Genomic DNA, 14,519 nt, shown 5'->3' with positions numbered 1-14,519 from the left:
GTTAGGCGGCGGGATGAATTACTAGAATACGTTTTTTTCATGTAACCTTTTAGCTACCTACTCGATCTAATATATAAGTAACGTTACGAACATTCTAATACTTTTAGTAAGAAAGCAGGTGAACCCTTGCATACAGATTCTATTGTCATCAAAGCCAAAGCTGGGGATCCTGAAGCATTCGTGCAGTTGATGCTAGAGATGGAGTTACCTTTATATAGAACTGCAAGGTCCATCGTCAACAATGACGAAGATTGTGCAGATGCCCTGCAGGAGACAATGCTTAAAGCCTTTAAGTCCATCCACACACTCAGAGAGCCCGCTTTTTTCAAAACATGGATCTTCCGGATTCTGATTAATGAATGCAACAGAATGGTCAAAAGCAGCTCCAGAACGCTTCCTTACGGAGAGCTTCCCGAAGTCACTTCCACTTCCAAGGATTATGAGAAAATCGAATTGTGGGATGCCGTTCAACATCTGGAGGAGAATCTGCGGACTGTGATTTTGCTTCATTACCTACAGGACATGCCGATCAGCCAAATTTCCGACATTCTCGAAATTTCTAAGGTAGCCGTGAAGACCCGTCTGCATCGCGCCCGTAAAAAGCTAAAACATTCATCTCAAATCAATCAAGAAAAAGGAGTTGCGACATCGTGAACACTAAGTTAGAAGAACAATTGAAGAGCTGTCAAAGCCTACTTCCCAATCAGTTATCGGATGTTGCACGCTCCAAGATGAATGAGACTTACCAAATTATCAGAGAAACCGATAATTCCGTTTCCTCGATTGAGCGAAAAACAAATAGCTCAAGAACTATTAATAAATGGTGGGTTTCCACTGCAGCCGCTACAATCCTTGGAGTGACACTCATTGCTTCCGGCTTCGTATCGCCCGCAATGGCTGATGCTCTCAAGCAAATTCCGGTCCTAGGACAAATCTATTCAATATGGGGAAAAAACAACTTAGATCCCGGTCTTCAACAAGCGGAGGATTTCATCACAAACGTAAATCAAAGCGTGACCCATGGCAACGTGACTATGAATATTCCAACGTTGTTATTTGACGGAACCCGCATTCTTATGAACGTAACCACTCCTGGAAATCACCTGGATTCGGAGCCCAATTCGCTGTCTTCAGATGCCAATAGAGGGGCAGTGGATACGTTAGAGGTCCTCTATAAAGGCCAGCCTCTGAGTTGGAATTCCGACTTTATGGACGGTAAGACTGCTTCCAGCTTAATCGTTCAGGTTACCAACACTACTATCACAAACCAGAATGTCCAGTTCCCTGATCAGTTTGACTTGAGTGTAAATGTAACGTTAAAGGGTTACGATGTCCCGTTCCAATTCGTTCTGCCTGTTACAAAAACTACGCCCGTTACCGTTCTTACTTCAGAGGAGACCAAGCATCATGATAACATTAACATGCAGATCAGTAAGCTGGAAATCACCCCTATCACAACGCAGTTATCCGTTGAGTACAAAACCAATCCGGGCCAGAGCATAGAAAAGATGCTCGCTTCTATCCCTTCGGAATACAAGGGTGCTAACGGGGGAATCATCGCTCTTCAATATGATATTGTGGATGAACATGGCGTTCAACTGAAGCCCATCGGTTCTCACCCCATTAGCGAATCTTATAATATTCGCTTTGAACCCTTTAAGACGCTACCGCGTACCGTAACCATTAAACCTTACTTAGTCGTATCCGAAGGTCAAGCCCCAACTGGGGTTATAGGACAGTGGGAAGACAAAAGTATGGTCAAGAAATACATTCCTGAGCTAGAGACTGTACTTTCTGTGCAATAGTGCAGCTGTAAAAAGATCCTTATTATCTAGGATTAAAAAGGTTGCAAACCTACAAAAGACGAAGCCGTAAATGGTTTCGTCTTTTTATTTAAATAAATTTAACCCCTGTCTAGCCTAAGTCAATTCATCTTGTTCACTAGTGTATTGATAGATATCCATTCAGCCTTTACTTCGCCAACCATTAAAACCCTTGTTTAATTATTTTTATACTATGCTGCGCTAACCTGTCCGTTATTTCAATAAAAGCAGCCGATCACATGGATCAGCTACTTTTTTTTGTGTTACTTAGCTATCGTTTCCCGTTAGTTCAATGCCGGACATCAGCATCAAATATCGTACTTAATAGAAGTCTACCGATCATTCAATAGTTAGACTAATTTAGAATCTCGCCTTTATCTATTTTCGCCAAACGTTTATGCCAAACTGCGAGTTGTTCAGGCGTTTGTCGCACCCAATCTTTCAATTCACCAACAATTTTTAGTGGGGCTTTGCTGCGATATGATCGCGTCGGATTACCTGGAAATTTCTTATCCGTCACATTTGGGTCATTTTCCCATTCCCCTGTTGGTTCAACAAGATACACGCGCGGTTCACCACCGCCTTTTGCCAACTCCGCAGCTAACCCAGCCCCATCACGCAAAGCTGTAAAATAAATGTGATTCATCACAACATCCGGATTGTAATTTGAGCGGTAGCCAGCTGTAAGCAAGTCCCCAATCTGCAAATCTGCTCGTGTCCCATGATAAAAAGGACCTTTGTCAAGAATTTCAGCCATCTCGTCACCACCTCCAAATTTAGTGAAATGCTCTATTTTATCATGAACCTGCCCTTAGATTTTTCTTGCATAATACATCCATAGTGCCAAAAATACGATTAAAACAAATAATAAACAAGTTAGTAAGGTGTAGAATATCATGGGATTAAAGAAACCGGCAATCATGGAGGCTATGCCCAGACTAATAAGAATAATTGCTACGCTAAGTGTGCCTGCATTCTGGAGTATTGTAACACTCCGCTCGTCATTCTCCTCAATAAACTGCTTCTTCAGCTCGGCTTCATTTTTGCTGGCTTTTATATACCTGACGAGAAAATAAGTGACGATCACTTCAACCCCGATAAAAGCCCCTGTATGAAATCCCTTTATAAAACTAGGCAGAGCGGGTAGTCCACCTCTGTAAAATATAAGTCCTACATAGATCAATATCGTAGCAGCAGCTACCAGTGACAGTGCGTTTTTGCGAGTTTCTACTTTAATCTTGAACTTGTCCACTTATATCTCCTCCACTTCGCTGAAATCAAAAACATCTTCAATAGCGAGTCCAAAAAAATTAGAAATTTTGTAAGCAAGAATAAGGGAAGCCGTATATTTTCCCCTTTCTAGAGAAGTGATGGTTTGCCGGGTAACACCTACAATTTGTCCCAACTCTTCCTGTGACAGTTTATGCTGCTTACGCAGTTCTGCAATTCTTGTCTTCATGTAATCACGTCCTTGCAATGTTTACTTTGCATTTTTAGCATAGTTGACTTTGCATTTTGTGTCAAGTTAACTTTGCATTCTATATAAATTAACCTGCTCTTTATTTGAAAAAAAGCAGCTGATCACATGGATCAGCTGCTTTCCGACATTTAAGGAGCGCTATTATGTTGCATTCTAATGTCTCTATTTTACACAGTGAAAAATAAAGGATCGACTTTTAGAATTTGCGTGTTTAAAATCCCAATCGCCATATGTTTCAATTTTCGAAAACCCTGTTTGTTTCAGCGACTCATCCAATTCTTCTTGATTTCGAAATCTGATCTGCATTTTTTCATGAACTAGGACTTCGTCTGTTTTTGTATTTTTCACAGTTTCATAAAAAGTATAGATGTCCCCCTCAAACCCTTCATATTCTGTAGAGATTTCAAGAGGGTCTCCACTTCGCATATCTTTAGCTAAGTCCGGAGTCCTGTCCTTCTCCCACTCTTCCCACACTTTAACCAAAGGGTTTCTAATATCAAAAATAAAGTGACCGCCAACTTTTAGGGATCGAAATACGTCTGAGATTACTTTCTTCCAACTATCATCAGTAAGAAATACCTGTGCCACATTGGCAGTCATAATAACCGCGTCATTGGTATTGGTTTGTAAATTTGAGCTATCTCCTACAATCCAATTCACTTTGCCTGCATTATCTTTAATTCTCGCTACTTCAATTGCTTCTTCATGGGGATCAATAGCTGTAATTTTATAACCGTACTGAACAAGATGAGTCGTCCATCTTCCTGTTCCGCAGCCTAAGTCAACGATAGACTCTACTTTTAATTTATTTAGTAAGGCAAGAAAAAACTCGTCGTCTTTTCCCCAATGGTTAATCTGGTCATATACTAATGGAATCATAGATGTTGTTCCCACTTTCTGTAGCATTTTTACTAGTTCATCAGATAAGAAATGGTTTAGTCAATTAAAGTATTGCCCATCACCTGAACAAAAGCAGCCGATTAGGTTAATCGCTACTTTCTGTGGTTTATTGAGCTATCGTATTCCCTTAGTGTAACAAATGACGACTGGGACTGATATCATTAACACTTCAGTATCATTTAAAACCGAAATGCCTTTCAACTTCTAATAACATCTGCTCTTTATTGGACTGGGATGTTCTCATAAACCATTTTAATTGATACTGCTCTGCTTGTTGCAGATAATGATTCGATGCTCTAACCACTGTGTTTAATGTTTCGTCCCGTGCACGTTGTGGATCTGATAAACTAGGAAACAAATCTTCCATGCCTCTCAGATGATCTCGATCCAGATAATCTGCTCGAATGAGGTCATCTTCTGCAAACATATAAATAACTCGGTTTGGGTCAGAAATCTCCCTTAGATAAGCAGGTTCCATAAAAGTATCTACTACGATTGGCTTCTCTTTCCCCATCTGTAACAAATCCAAGATGATAAACTCCACACTTTCGTCAAACACGGAATTTAACCAGTGATTTCTATCATTCCCTCGTCCTAAAAAGAACCATTCCCAATCAATGAAATGTCGCAAAATTGCTGGATGATCCTGTGGATTAGCCTTTTTTTGATAATCGAACGTGTGGTCATCTGAAGAATAATAATTCATATTCCATTTTGAAGAAAGCAAATTAGTCATCGTGCTTTTTCCGCCGCAAGGGCCTCCACATATCCAATAAACATGATCTAAATATTGTCTTAATAGTCGGTCTGAAATTTTCATAGTATGAACAGCTCCTAGTATAAGATTATTTTCTTATAAGGGAGAATGTCTCTTGTCCTAAATGCACTAAATGTCCAAGTAGCTGGCATTTTTACACCGCCTTTCCTAACTTCCTTTTATGACAATATTATTCCTCTGATTCGCTTTTCACAAAATAATTACCGTGAGAAAGAATCTGTTTGGTATCGGCCGTTAAATCATCTAAGTTATCAACCGTTTCCTTCTCGGTAATGTAGGGGTCTTTCTCGGTTACCCTTTCAAATGTTCCAAAAGAAGTCGTTATACCACTGACATTTTCTAAAGCTCTATTTATTTCCTCTGCTGATAATTTTACCGCTGGACCAAAATCTGGATAGTTTGGGTTATCTGCTTCAGCATCATCATTATGATGACCAGCATAAATACTTAAAGCAGCCACTGCCGAAACAGTCATTATCGATGCCGTACTAACCAATAATTTTTTCATTGGATGTCACTCACTCCTCAATCGTTTCTATAGTATGCATTCATATATCCATTGCCTTCTAGTTCAAGTGGGCCTACGTTTTAGTAGAAGACAGATACAACAACTAATGATCTGTATACTGCATAGCGTGAATCGGTGTACCTTTCGTGACTTCACCTGTCCATGTATTGATTTCTAGTGGCTCTACTAAAACCTTCCATCCATTTCCGCTTTTGAAAATTTTATATGGGAGTGGCGGTGACTGTTCATAGTCTTGTCCTGCATACTTTTGAACGACATAAAGTTGAACTTCATCCGTATTGATTTGTTTGCTTTCCACAATTTCATACCCTGTAGTTGGATTGGTCTTCAAGTCCTTTACATATCCTTCTTCACGACTCTTCTCATCCAAATAGTTTGTATCTTTAGCATAGAACATCATCCCCTCTACATCCTTAGCAATGTAAGCATCAAAGTACTCAGTTGCGGCTTTCATCGGAGTTCGGGCTACGACTCTTTCTGCAGTCGTAGTCGATGCAACTAAAATAGAACTAGCAACAACACTGGCAAGTAGAAGCGATACTAATCCTTTTCCTTTCATGGTTCGAGAACCCCTTTTTAGTGATAGAGTTGGTAATAGCGATCAAATTTTCTTTATATCTATTTAGTATAACGCATTGAATTATTGGAAAGTTTTTATATTTATGAGAAATTTGTTTACCTTGGATTTCCGAAGGCTATCGACAGCATCCGATGATCACCGAATCAGGCCGCTGTGGATACTCCTTATCTTATGTAACTTTACTTCACGCATTGTAATAGAAACACACCTAATCCACCTCAGCACTTTGTACAATATGCTTAAAAATTCGTTATCCTTTAGCCTCTTTATCCAAACTCTTCTTTACGCCCACCTCACTTAATGTTAGATTTTATAACATATTATGATGAAAGCGGTGGGTTGAAGATGGATCTGCAACAGTTATTGACTATCCCCATTCTCTCCAAAGCAAAGGTTATTGCCGGACATCGTGGCCTCGATCGCTTGGTGCAATCGATTAATATTATGGACGCGCCAGATATTGTACAATTCCTGAAACCCGGAGATATGCTGCTGACCAACGGTTATATCCTGAAAGACCGACCCGAAGCTCATCTTGGATTCATTACTGACATGCATGCGATTGGTTGTGCGGCGCTTGCTGTCAAGACACAGCGCTTCTCTCTTGAATTATCTCCGCAACTGCTCGAGACAGCAGACAGGCTGGGCTTCCCGATCATTGAGCTGTCTGAGATAGACAATACACTCGGTGAAATATTTCAACATTCGATCAGTGCTATCCTACAGAACAAAACCCATGAGCTCCACTATGCCTTGTCTATTCACAAGCAATTTTCCACGATGGTGATGCAAGGAAAAGGCATCCCCTCTATCGTAGATACGTTGTCTCAGTTGTTATCCTCACCTGTACTGCTGCTTGGCTCCAAGAAGCAGATTACGGCCAGTTCCCATTATGCAGAACAGATGGATGACAAGTCTCTCGCCGCACCCTTACTGACATTTATAGATGAGCACCCTTCCTTCCATACTGCAATCTCCATCTGTCTGCTTACCGCCGAGAAATATCGACACGCCGAGTTCCATCCCATCTTCACGGATCGGCACGAGGGCTATTTGATCGCACGATACAACAGTTCCGCAAGCTCTAAGCTCTCCACTCTGGCTCTGGAGCAAGCCGTCAATGTAATCGGTCTGGAGTTAACCAAGAAGCAAGCGGTCAAGGAGCGTTCCCGCCGTTACAAAAATGAATATTTCTCCGATCTCATTCAAGGCTTCATTCGTTCGGAACAAGAAGCGCTGCATCGCGGCAAGAAATACGGGCTGCAGGCAAAAGGAAGTTCCGTTCTCATCATCGCCAAGATGGATGAACCTTTAACGAACAAACCTAATCACATTCTCACTCCCTCAGGAGAAGAGCGGTTCATCTCGGAACGAGACGCTAATTACGAGCTAATTAAGCAGGAGTTCACCAAACTGGATCTTTCTTTTGTCATGTTCACGAAGAATGACCAGTTCGGCATACTCGTCTTTTTGGCCGAATCGTCTTGGGACGAACACACCGTTGTTCAGCAGCTTGAGCGGATGGCGCACAATCTGTATTCGGAGTCTCAGCTCAGCCTATCCTTCGGAATAGGTAATCCCTACACGAATGTATTGGATATTGGACTCTCCTATAAAGAAGCAGTCAAGGCACTTCAATCCGGCTATCAGATGCGAAAGACCCGCTTCGCCCATTCCTATCAGACGATGGATATAAGTCGCCTGCTGCGTATGATTCCCCACGATGAAATGTTACAGTTTCATCAAGAAACCTTTAAACCCTTCGAAGGCCGAGATCCAAACGAGCGCAGCGAGCTTATGAAGACCTTGTCCTCCTTCTATGAGAATCATTGCCAGATCGTGGATACAGCGAAAGAGCTGTTTGTACATCGCAATACAGTGATCTATCGGTTGGAGAAATGTGAGAAACTCACCGGCAGAAACATCAAGGACCCGATGGAGAGTCTTCGCTTCCGACTCGCCTTTGCACTTGAGTCCCTTCTGAAGCTTAATCCACCTCCCAGTGAAGTTAATCATACGTCTTGAATCGAGAACGTGTCATGTATAATGACACGTTCTTTTGTTTTTCTTTTCATATCCAATCTTCAATTGTTCATTTTAACTGATTTAATTGTATTTTTATGTTCAAAGTAACTAATGACAACAGAACTCACAGTCTATATGATTAGGGATATATTAATTAATGTCATTTTAATTAACATCAATTCACGTCAAGAAACAAACCATCATCAGGCTGTAGGAAAGGGGTTACCTATCATGGCTATACAGATACAAGGCGTATCCAAATCATTTGTCAGTGCAACCGGAGAAGATATTCAGGTACTCGCTGAGGTTTCGATGCAAATCAAGAAGCAGGAGTTCTTCAGTATCGTGGGACCGAGCGGCTGTGGCAAGAGTACGATCTTCAATATTATCGCGGGTCTGCTTAAGCCAACGAATGGCAAGGTTATCGTCTGTGGCGAAGAGATTGATCAGACCACCGGGCATGTCGGCTATATGATGCAGAAGGATCTGCTGCTGCCTTGGAGAAGCATCTTGGACAATGTCACGCTAGGCTTGGAAGTGAAGGGCATGTCCAAAAAAGATCGCAGCGATATTGCCATGGATTATCTGGATCGTTATGGCCTGGCTTCATTCGCAGAAGCCTATCCCTCCACACTATCAGGCGGTATGCGCCAACGTGTAGCCCTCATACGTACCCTCGTTACCCAGCCCGATATTATATTACTGGACGAACCCTTCTCCGCACTTGATTATCAGACCAGACTCATTCTGGAAGATGAAATCTTGTCTATCCTGAAATCCGAGGGCAAGACAGGCGTGCTTATCACGCATGACATTGAGGAAGCCATCGCCATCTCCGACCGTATTGCCGTTATGAGCAAAAGACCAACAACCGTGAAACAGGTCTACGATATTGGTCTCGCTTCTCAGTATGGCTCAGCACTGAAAGCCCGCTCCGACCAGAAGTTCAAGCAATATTTTGAATCGATCTGGTCAGAGCTTGATATCCAAATGGGGAGGATCAGCTAATGAAGAGCACATCACCTGAAATTACCCTTGCCGGAAAGCCTGCCGGAGTTGTGATGAGCAAACGCAGACAGTCCACATTCTCCAAAGAATGGCTGGTAACAATGCTGTGGCGATTCATTATTGTTGCAGTCATCCTGGTGATCTGGGAATCCGCCGTTCGATTGAAGCTCATCAACGGATTCCTCATGGGATCACCGAGCGCCATTCTGGATGCCGCCATCACGATGGCCAGCTCAGGGCAACTGCTCAAAGACGCTTTCGCAACGGTGAATGCCACTGTTATCGGCTTCGTAGCAGGAAGCTTAATCGGCTCGTTGGCAGGATTACTCATGTGGTATTCCAAATCTGTTGCCCGTGTACTCGATCCCTTCATTGTAGCCATGAACGGTATCCCGAAAATTGCCCTTGCCCCCATGATTATTATCTGGTTCGGTTCAGGCATCTTCTCCAAGATTGCTCTCGCCTCTGTCGCAACGTTTATCGTAGCGCTATTATCCGCCTACCAAGCGACTCATCAGATCGACGAATCCCAGATTAATCTGATGAAATCCTTCGGTGCAAAGAAATCACAGATTTTCCGCAAAATTATCGTTCCCTCCTCTCTGCCATGGATTATCTCAGCCTTCCGGATCAATATCGGATTGGCACTGGTGTCTGTTGTAGGCGGAGAGTTTATCTCTTCTGACAAAGGACTCGGACATATGGTATTCGTCGAAGGCAACCTGTTCAACCTTCCAGCCGTATGGGTTGGCGTGTTCATGCTGATGCTGGTTGCCATGCTCCTTTACACCTGTGTCGGTTATATCGAATCTCGTCTCCTCCCATGGAATGACAACAAAACCAGCAACAAATCTACATCTGTCTAAGCTGACCCACAACGACTAACTTAACTACAACCATTAAAGGGGCCTGATGACTAATGCGTACATTCAAAAAGATAGCTATTCTGGCAACGATGACGGTGATATTGAGCGCACTACTCAGTGCATGCGGAAGCAATGCCACAACACCTGCAAGTGGCGGAGGTACATCCAGTAATGAGGGGCAAGATGCTGCGAAGGTGGATAAAATCATGGTGTCCGAGGTGTATCACAATCTGCTCTATCTTCCCTTGTATGTAGCGAACAACCAAGGTTTTCTAAAGGAGAATCGCATTGAGCTATCTTCCATCCGTGCTGCCGGAAGTGGACCAACAGCATTGTCTTCGGTCATCTCAGGCGAGTCCGCATTTTCCTTCCACGGTCCTGAGCATGTCGCATTCGCTAATGCGAAGGGCGGAGATGCTCGCTCACTGGTCCTTCTATCCGGCAGCGCTCCAGTATGGGCGGTTGCACGAGAAGGAGTAACGGTAAACACCACAGAGGACTTCAAGGGTAAGACCATCGTAGTAGGCTTGGCACCTACAAGCTCCAACAGCTTACTGCGGAAGCTTTTCGCTGACAACAACATTGATATCGACAAGGATGTGACGATCACTGAGGTTCAGAATGGCTCCGAACTTGGTGCTGTATTAGCCGGCAAAGCCGATATTGCTATCGTTTATGAACCCCAACTGGATCAAGGCGTTGCTGAGGGGCTGCACATTGTCCATGATTTCACGAAAGATTATCCTGACTTCGCCTTTGCAACGATGAATACAACCGCAAGCTTCATTGAGGAGAATCCTGACCTCACCCAGCGCTTCGTCACCTCTATCGAGCAAGCCCTGGACTATATTCAATCCAATCCTGATGGTGCCAAAGCAGTCGCTGTGAAGGAATTCCCGAATCTGGACAAAAACGTCGTGGAGCAAGCCGTACAACGCATGATCGACAGCAAGGTATACCCTGCTGAGGGGCTCATCAACGAATCAGCTTTTAACACCGCAATCGATATGCAGCGCTTCATCGGCAATCTGAAGGAAGAACTCGCTTACGAAGATATTATCGATTCAAGCTTCACCAAATAGAGAGAGAAAGGTTGATTACTCTGAACCAAGACGACTATCTCACACACCGCCGTACGGAAAGTGCGAAATACACGAACGGAGTTATTACGAGTGAGGAGCTTGCTCTATTTACAGCCGACTTGGAGCTGATTCGAGGTTTCAAATTGCCAGAAGAAGTCGGCCCCAATGCTCCGCATAGGAGGGTGCCTCTGCGATGATTACGAAACCACTGAACGAGCTGACGATTACGGAAGCCGCAACATTGATTAAAAACAAGACAATATCTCCTGTTGAGCTTACGAAATCCTATTTGAATCGCATTGAGCACGTAGAGCCTGCTGTGCAAGCCTTCGTTACGGTTACCGCGGAACAAGCCTTGCAGGCCGCAAGAGAGTCTGAGCGCAAGCTGATGAATGGCGAATATCTCGGTCCTCTGCATGGCATTCCTTATGGAGCCAAAGACATTATCCATACCGCTGGCATACGCACCTCGGCTGGATCAAATACCTATCCTGACTTCGTACCAGAGACGAATGCTACTGTGATAGATAAGCTACACGCTGCAGGCGCTATCCTGCTCGGCAAGACAACAACGACGGAATACGCCTTTCAGGGAGGAGAACCCCCAACCCGCAACCCGTGGAATCTGGAGCACACCCCAGGTGGTTCCAGTTCAGGCTCCGCCGCTGCTGTAGCGGCTGGTATGGCCTCCTTCACTCTCGGAACGCAGACCTTTGGATCTCTGCTCAGACCCGCAGCTTACAATGGATTAACCTGTATGAAGCCAACTTACGGCAGGGTTAGCCGTAACGGTGTCATCACAGCCAGTTGGAGTCTGGATCATATTGGCGCCTTCACTCGATCCGCACAAGATAACGCAATCGTTCTGGAAGCGATGGCCGGGCAGGATGAGCTGGACTCCTTCACACTTCCTCACGGCAAGCCAGACTTAACAAGCGCTCTTGAGCATCCTATTTCAGGAATGGTGATCGGGCTTCCGAGCAACTTCTTCCAGACCGATGAACCGGCGATCTTGTTAGCGGTAGAGTCGGCACTCGCTGTACTTGAGAAGCTGGGCATGCAATGGAAGAAAGTTGATCTGCCTGCTTATATGGAAGAGACCATTGCTGCTCATCGTACGGTTATGCGGGCAGAAGCTGCCGCCTTCCATCAGGAACGCTTTGCGGAAGCCTCCGATCGCTACGGTCACACGATGCGGGAGCAGCTTGAACTCGGCTTTCAAACGAGTGCTGTTGATTATTTGCAGGCACAGCGCATTCGAACGATATTCCGCAGCGAGATGATGATGCTTTTCGATGAAGTGGATGTGTTATTGACTCCATCAACGCCGTATGTGGCCCCCTATGGCTACAAGACCGGTAGTCCGATTTTCAACGGGCCTTTTACCAATACAGGACTACCTTCCATTACCGTTCCCATTGGGTTTGATCCTTCCTCAGGAAAGCCATTGCCTGTCGGCATGCAGCTTGTCGGCCCACTCATGAGAGAAGACCGCTTGTTGTGCATCGCCCATCAATATCAGCAGGCTACAAACTGGCATCAGTTAACAACCAATATACACCCTCACTAGGAAAGGAATGATAACTTCTATGTCTACCATCATACATGCCAGTACAGCACCCAAGTTCCCACTTCCTTTCTCCCACGCTGTCCGTGCAGGAGATATGGTCTACGTCGCAGGTCAGGTAGGCGTTGATCCACAGACCCTTGAGCCTATCGGCGGCATTAAGGAGCAGACTGAGCAGTGCATTCGCAATATTGAGGTGATCCTGCAAGAAGCCGGACTTACACTGGATCATATCGTGAAGGTAACGACTCATCTGGCACGAGTGGAGGATCAGCCCAAATACAACGAAGTATATGCGCAAATGATTAAACAGCCCTATCCCGCCCGTATTACCGTATTCAGCGGGTTAGGTCCTTATTTAATTGAAATGGAAGTGCTGGCGTATGCGCCATCCGTTCGGGGAGAGTAGCACATCACACAAAAAAGCATCTGTACCCTACGATAGGTACAGATGCTCACATTGTCGGAGAAACTCGGTTCTCTTATGAGAAACGGGTTTCTTTCGTATTCATTTAACTGTGTAAACCGAAGAAATTCTACGCTGTGTCTCACAGACTAGCTATACTTACTGCTTCTCACTACGCAGGCTGCTATGCTACTTTATTTTGAAGCGGGATGATTCTTCGGCAAGTTGTTTGGTCAGTCCATCAATTCTCTGCACCATATCTGCCAAACGTTCTGTCATACCGGACTGCTCCTGCATCGTCGCTGTGACTTCTTCCACAGACGCGGATACTTCTTCACCAGAAGCGGACAGATTCTGTGCAGCTCCAATGACGTCATCCTTATCACGTTCAATGGATTGGATCTCCGTGGCAATGGCCTGGACCTGGCTCATCATCTCATTCATATTCTGGGTGACAAAATTGAATTTCTCCTTGGTCTGGCTAACACTGCTCTTATGCTGTTCCGCTATCTCCTCAATAGCCTGAACACTTCGGTTATTCTGCTCCACGTGATTAATTGTCTGCATGACAATTCGGTTGATATCCTCCGATTGCGCTGTCGTCTGCTCTGCCAACTTGCGAATCTCGGAAGCGACCACGGCAAAGCCGCGCCCTTGCTCACCCGCTCTTGCAGCCTCAATGGAAGCATTCAGCGCAAGTAATTTCGTCTGATTCGCAATTTCGGCAATCGTACCTGTGATCTGGTGAATGCCCGAGGAGCTTTCAGCGAGTTGCACTGTAATTTTGGAGATGTTGCCAACTTCAATCTCGTTCTGCCCGTTCACCGCAATGAGTGCATCGATAACTTCATGATTATTTTTGAATGCATCCGTAATTTCATCTGCCTTGAGCATAACGGACTGCGACATCTCATTTACGTTCTCAATCTTGTTACCAACATTCATGAATTTGTCCACAATGGCTTCCGTATCGTTCGCCTGGGACTCCATAGCTCGTGAAATCTCAAATGCTGTTGTCGTTGTTTCGGCAATAGTGGTCGAGGTTTGCTGAGTGGACTTTTCCAGCTCGGATGTACTTATATTCAGGATGCCGATGGAATGGTTCATGCTGGAGATCAGCTGTTTGTTCCCCTCGGCCATGGTATTGAAGCTGCTTCGGAAGTAGATAACTGTAGGTCCAAGGCCGGTGTTGACGATTGGAAAATGTAGACTTTGGGTTAATACAAAATATGACATCAACATCGATTAATGTCTGTAATACATATCGTCCCCCGATTCTGACCATCGTATGGAGCAGAAGACGAAGCTATAAGCTAACCATTACGTTCATGAGCCAGGCTCTATTGTTTGGCATTGTGTTCTTTCAGAATTCCCTTGTCTTGTTTCACATCTTCATGTTGCTCTGTCTGTTGCTCCACAAGCCCAGCAAGGTGTATCTTAAGCAGGAAGGTCCTTCGCGAGATGACAACCAGGAG

17 protein-coding genes are annotated in these 14,519 nt (G+C 44.5%); 9 read left to right on the top strand and 8 right to left on the bottom strand.

The window, feature by feature from the left end; all coding sequences use genetic code 11:
* Positions 1–126 precede the first annotated feature (126 nt).
* Together FE296_RS18680 and FE296_RS18675 are read left to right on the top strand one after the other, a co-directional pair.
* A complete protein-coding gene (locus FE296_RS18680; protein WP_150365960.1) occupies positions 127–654 on the top strand; it encodes an RNA polymerase sigma factor in 528 nt (175 codons plus the stop codon).
* Positions 651–1,805: a DUF4179 domain-containing protein gene (locus tag FE296_RS18675; RefSeq protein WP_150365959.1), complete on the top strand. Its 1,155-nt coding sequence runs from the start codon at positions 651–653 to the stop codon at positions 1,803–1,805. The genes FE296_RS18680 and FE296_RS18675 overlap by 4 nt, the downstream gene beginning before the upstream one ends.
* A gap of 373 nt (positions 1,806–2,178) precedes the next feature.
* Here FE296_RS18675 and arr read toward each other — a convergent pair whose 3' ends face one another.
* The 7 genes from arr to FE296_RS18640 all read right to left on the bottom strand — a co-directional run bounded on the left by arr (position 2,179) and on the right by FE296_RS18640 (position 6,069).
* Positions 2,179–2,580 carry an NAD(+)--rifampin ADP-ribosyltransferase gene (gene arr / locus FE296_RS18670; RefSeq protein ID WP_150365958.1) on the bottom strand — a complete coding sequence of 134 codons (402 nt, stop codon included), beginning with the start codon at positions 2,578–2,580 and terminating at the stop codon, positions 2,179–2,181.
* 54 nt (positions 2,581–2,634) lie between these two features.
* Complete coding sequence (locus FE296_RS18665; protein ID WP_150365957.1) at positions 2,635–3,075, bottom strand: DUF2178 domain-containing protein; 441 nt, start codon at positions 3,073–3,075, stop codon at positions 2,635–2,637.
* Positions 3,076–3,282 (bottom strand): helix-turn-helix transcriptional regulator, encoded by a 207-nt coding sequence (locus FE296_RS18660; protein ID WP_124115817.1) that lies wholly within the window; start codon positions 3,280–3,282, stop codon positions 3,076–3,078.
* A gap of 183 nt (positions 3,283–3,465) precedes the next feature.
* Positions 3,466–4,182: a class I SAM-dependent methyltransferase gene (locus tag FE296_RS18655; protein ID WP_150365956.1), complete on the bottom strand. Its 717-nt coding sequence runs from the start codon at positions 4,180–4,182 to the stop codon at positions 3,466–3,468.
* Between the two features lie 196 nt (positions 4,183–4,378).
* A complete protein-coding gene (locus FE296_RS18650; protein ID WP_150365955.1) occupies positions 4,379–5,023 on the bottom strand; it encodes a hypothetical protein in 645 nt (214 codons plus the stop codon).
* A 127-nt stretch (positions 5,024–5,150) separates the two neighbouring features.
* Positions 5,151–5,489 carry a hypothetical protein gene (locus FE296_RS18645; protein ID WP_150365954.1) on the bottom strand — a complete coding sequence of 113 codons (339 nt, stop codon included), beginning with the start codon at positions 5,487–5,489 and terminating at the stop codon, positions 5,151–5,153.
* A gap of 103 nt (positions 5,490–5,592) precedes the next feature.
* The gene (locus tag FE296_RS18640; RefSeq protein ID WP_150365953.1) at positions 5,593–6,069 is read right to left on the bottom strand and encodes a hypothetical protein; all 477 of its coding nucleotides are present in this window, start codon (positions 6,067–6,069) and stop codon (positions 5,593–5,595) included.
* A gap of 366 nt (positions 6,070–6,435) precedes the next feature.
* On the opposite strand from FE296_RS18640, the gene FE296_RS18635 reads away from it, so the two are divergent.
* From FE296_RS18635 to FE296_RS18605, 7 genes are all read left to right on the top strand, one after another.
* Positions 6,436–8,115 carry a PucR family transcriptional regulator gene (locus tag FE296_RS18635; protein ID WP_190945342.1) on the top strand — a complete coding sequence of 560 codons (1,680 nt, stop codon included), beginning with the start codon at positions 6,436–6,438 and terminating at the stop codon, positions 8,113–8,115.
* A 231-nt stretch (positions 8,116–8,346) separates the two neighbouring features.
* Positions 8,347–9,123, top strand: a complete 777-nt coding sequence (locus FE296_RS18630; protein WP_124115811.1) for an ABC transporter ATP-binding protein — start codon at positions 8,347–8,349, stop codon at positions 9,121–9,123.
* Positions 9,123–9,989 (top strand): ABC transporter permease, encoded by an 867-nt coding sequence (locus FE296_RS18625; RefSeq protein ID WP_150365951.1) that lies wholly within the window; start codon positions 9,123–9,125, stop codon positions 9,987–9,989. Before FE296_RS18630 ends, FE296_RS18625 begins: the two co-directional genes overlap by 1 nt.
* 53 nt (positions 9,990–10,042) lie before the next feature.
* Positions 10,043–11,071, top strand: a complete 1,029-nt coding sequence (locus tag FE296_RS18620) for an ABC transporter substrate-binding protein (RefSeq protein WP_150365950.1) — start codon at positions 10,043–10,045, stop codon at positions 11,069–11,071.
* 11 nt (positions 11,072–11,082) lie between these two features.
* Complete coding sequence (locus tag FE296_RS18615) at positions 11,083–11,268, top strand: hypothetical protein (protein WP_124115808.1); 186 nt, start codon at positions 11,083–11,085, stop codon at positions 11,266–11,268.
* Positions 11,265–12,641 carry an amidase gene (locus FE296_RS18610; RefSeq protein ID WP_150365949.1) on the top strand — a complete coding sequence of 459 codons (1,377 nt, stop codon included), beginning with the start codon at positions 11,265–11,267 and terminating at the stop codon, positions 12,639–12,641. Before FE296_RS18615 ends, FE296_RS18610 begins: the two co-directional genes overlap by 4 nt.
* 19 nt (positions 12,642–12,660) lie before the next feature.
* A complete protein-coding gene (locus FE296_RS18605) occupies positions 12,661–13,047 on the top strand; it encodes a RidA family protein (RefSeq protein WP_150365948.1) in 387 nt (128 codons plus the stop codon).
* Positions 13,048–13,233: 186 nt separating this feature from the next.
* Here FE296_RS18605 and FE296_RS18600 read toward each other — a convergent pair whose 3' ends face one another.
* Entirely contained in the window at positions 13,234–14,286 is a 1,053-nt protein-coding gene (locus FE296_RS18600; RefSeq protein ID WP_150365947.1) for a methyl-accepting chemotaxis protein, read from the bottom strand.
* Positions 14,287–14,519: the final 233 nt, after the last annotated feature.

This window comes from Paenibacillus sp. UASWS1643, from assembly GCF_008693195.1.
GTDB classification, from domain to species: domain Bacteria; phylum Bacillota; class Bacilli; order Paenibacillales; family Paenibacillaceae; genus Paenibacillus; species Paenibacillus amylolyticus_B.
The sequence above is the reverse complement of the archived record's forward strand: the minus strand, read 5'-3'. Positions and strand labels throughout refer to the sequence as shown.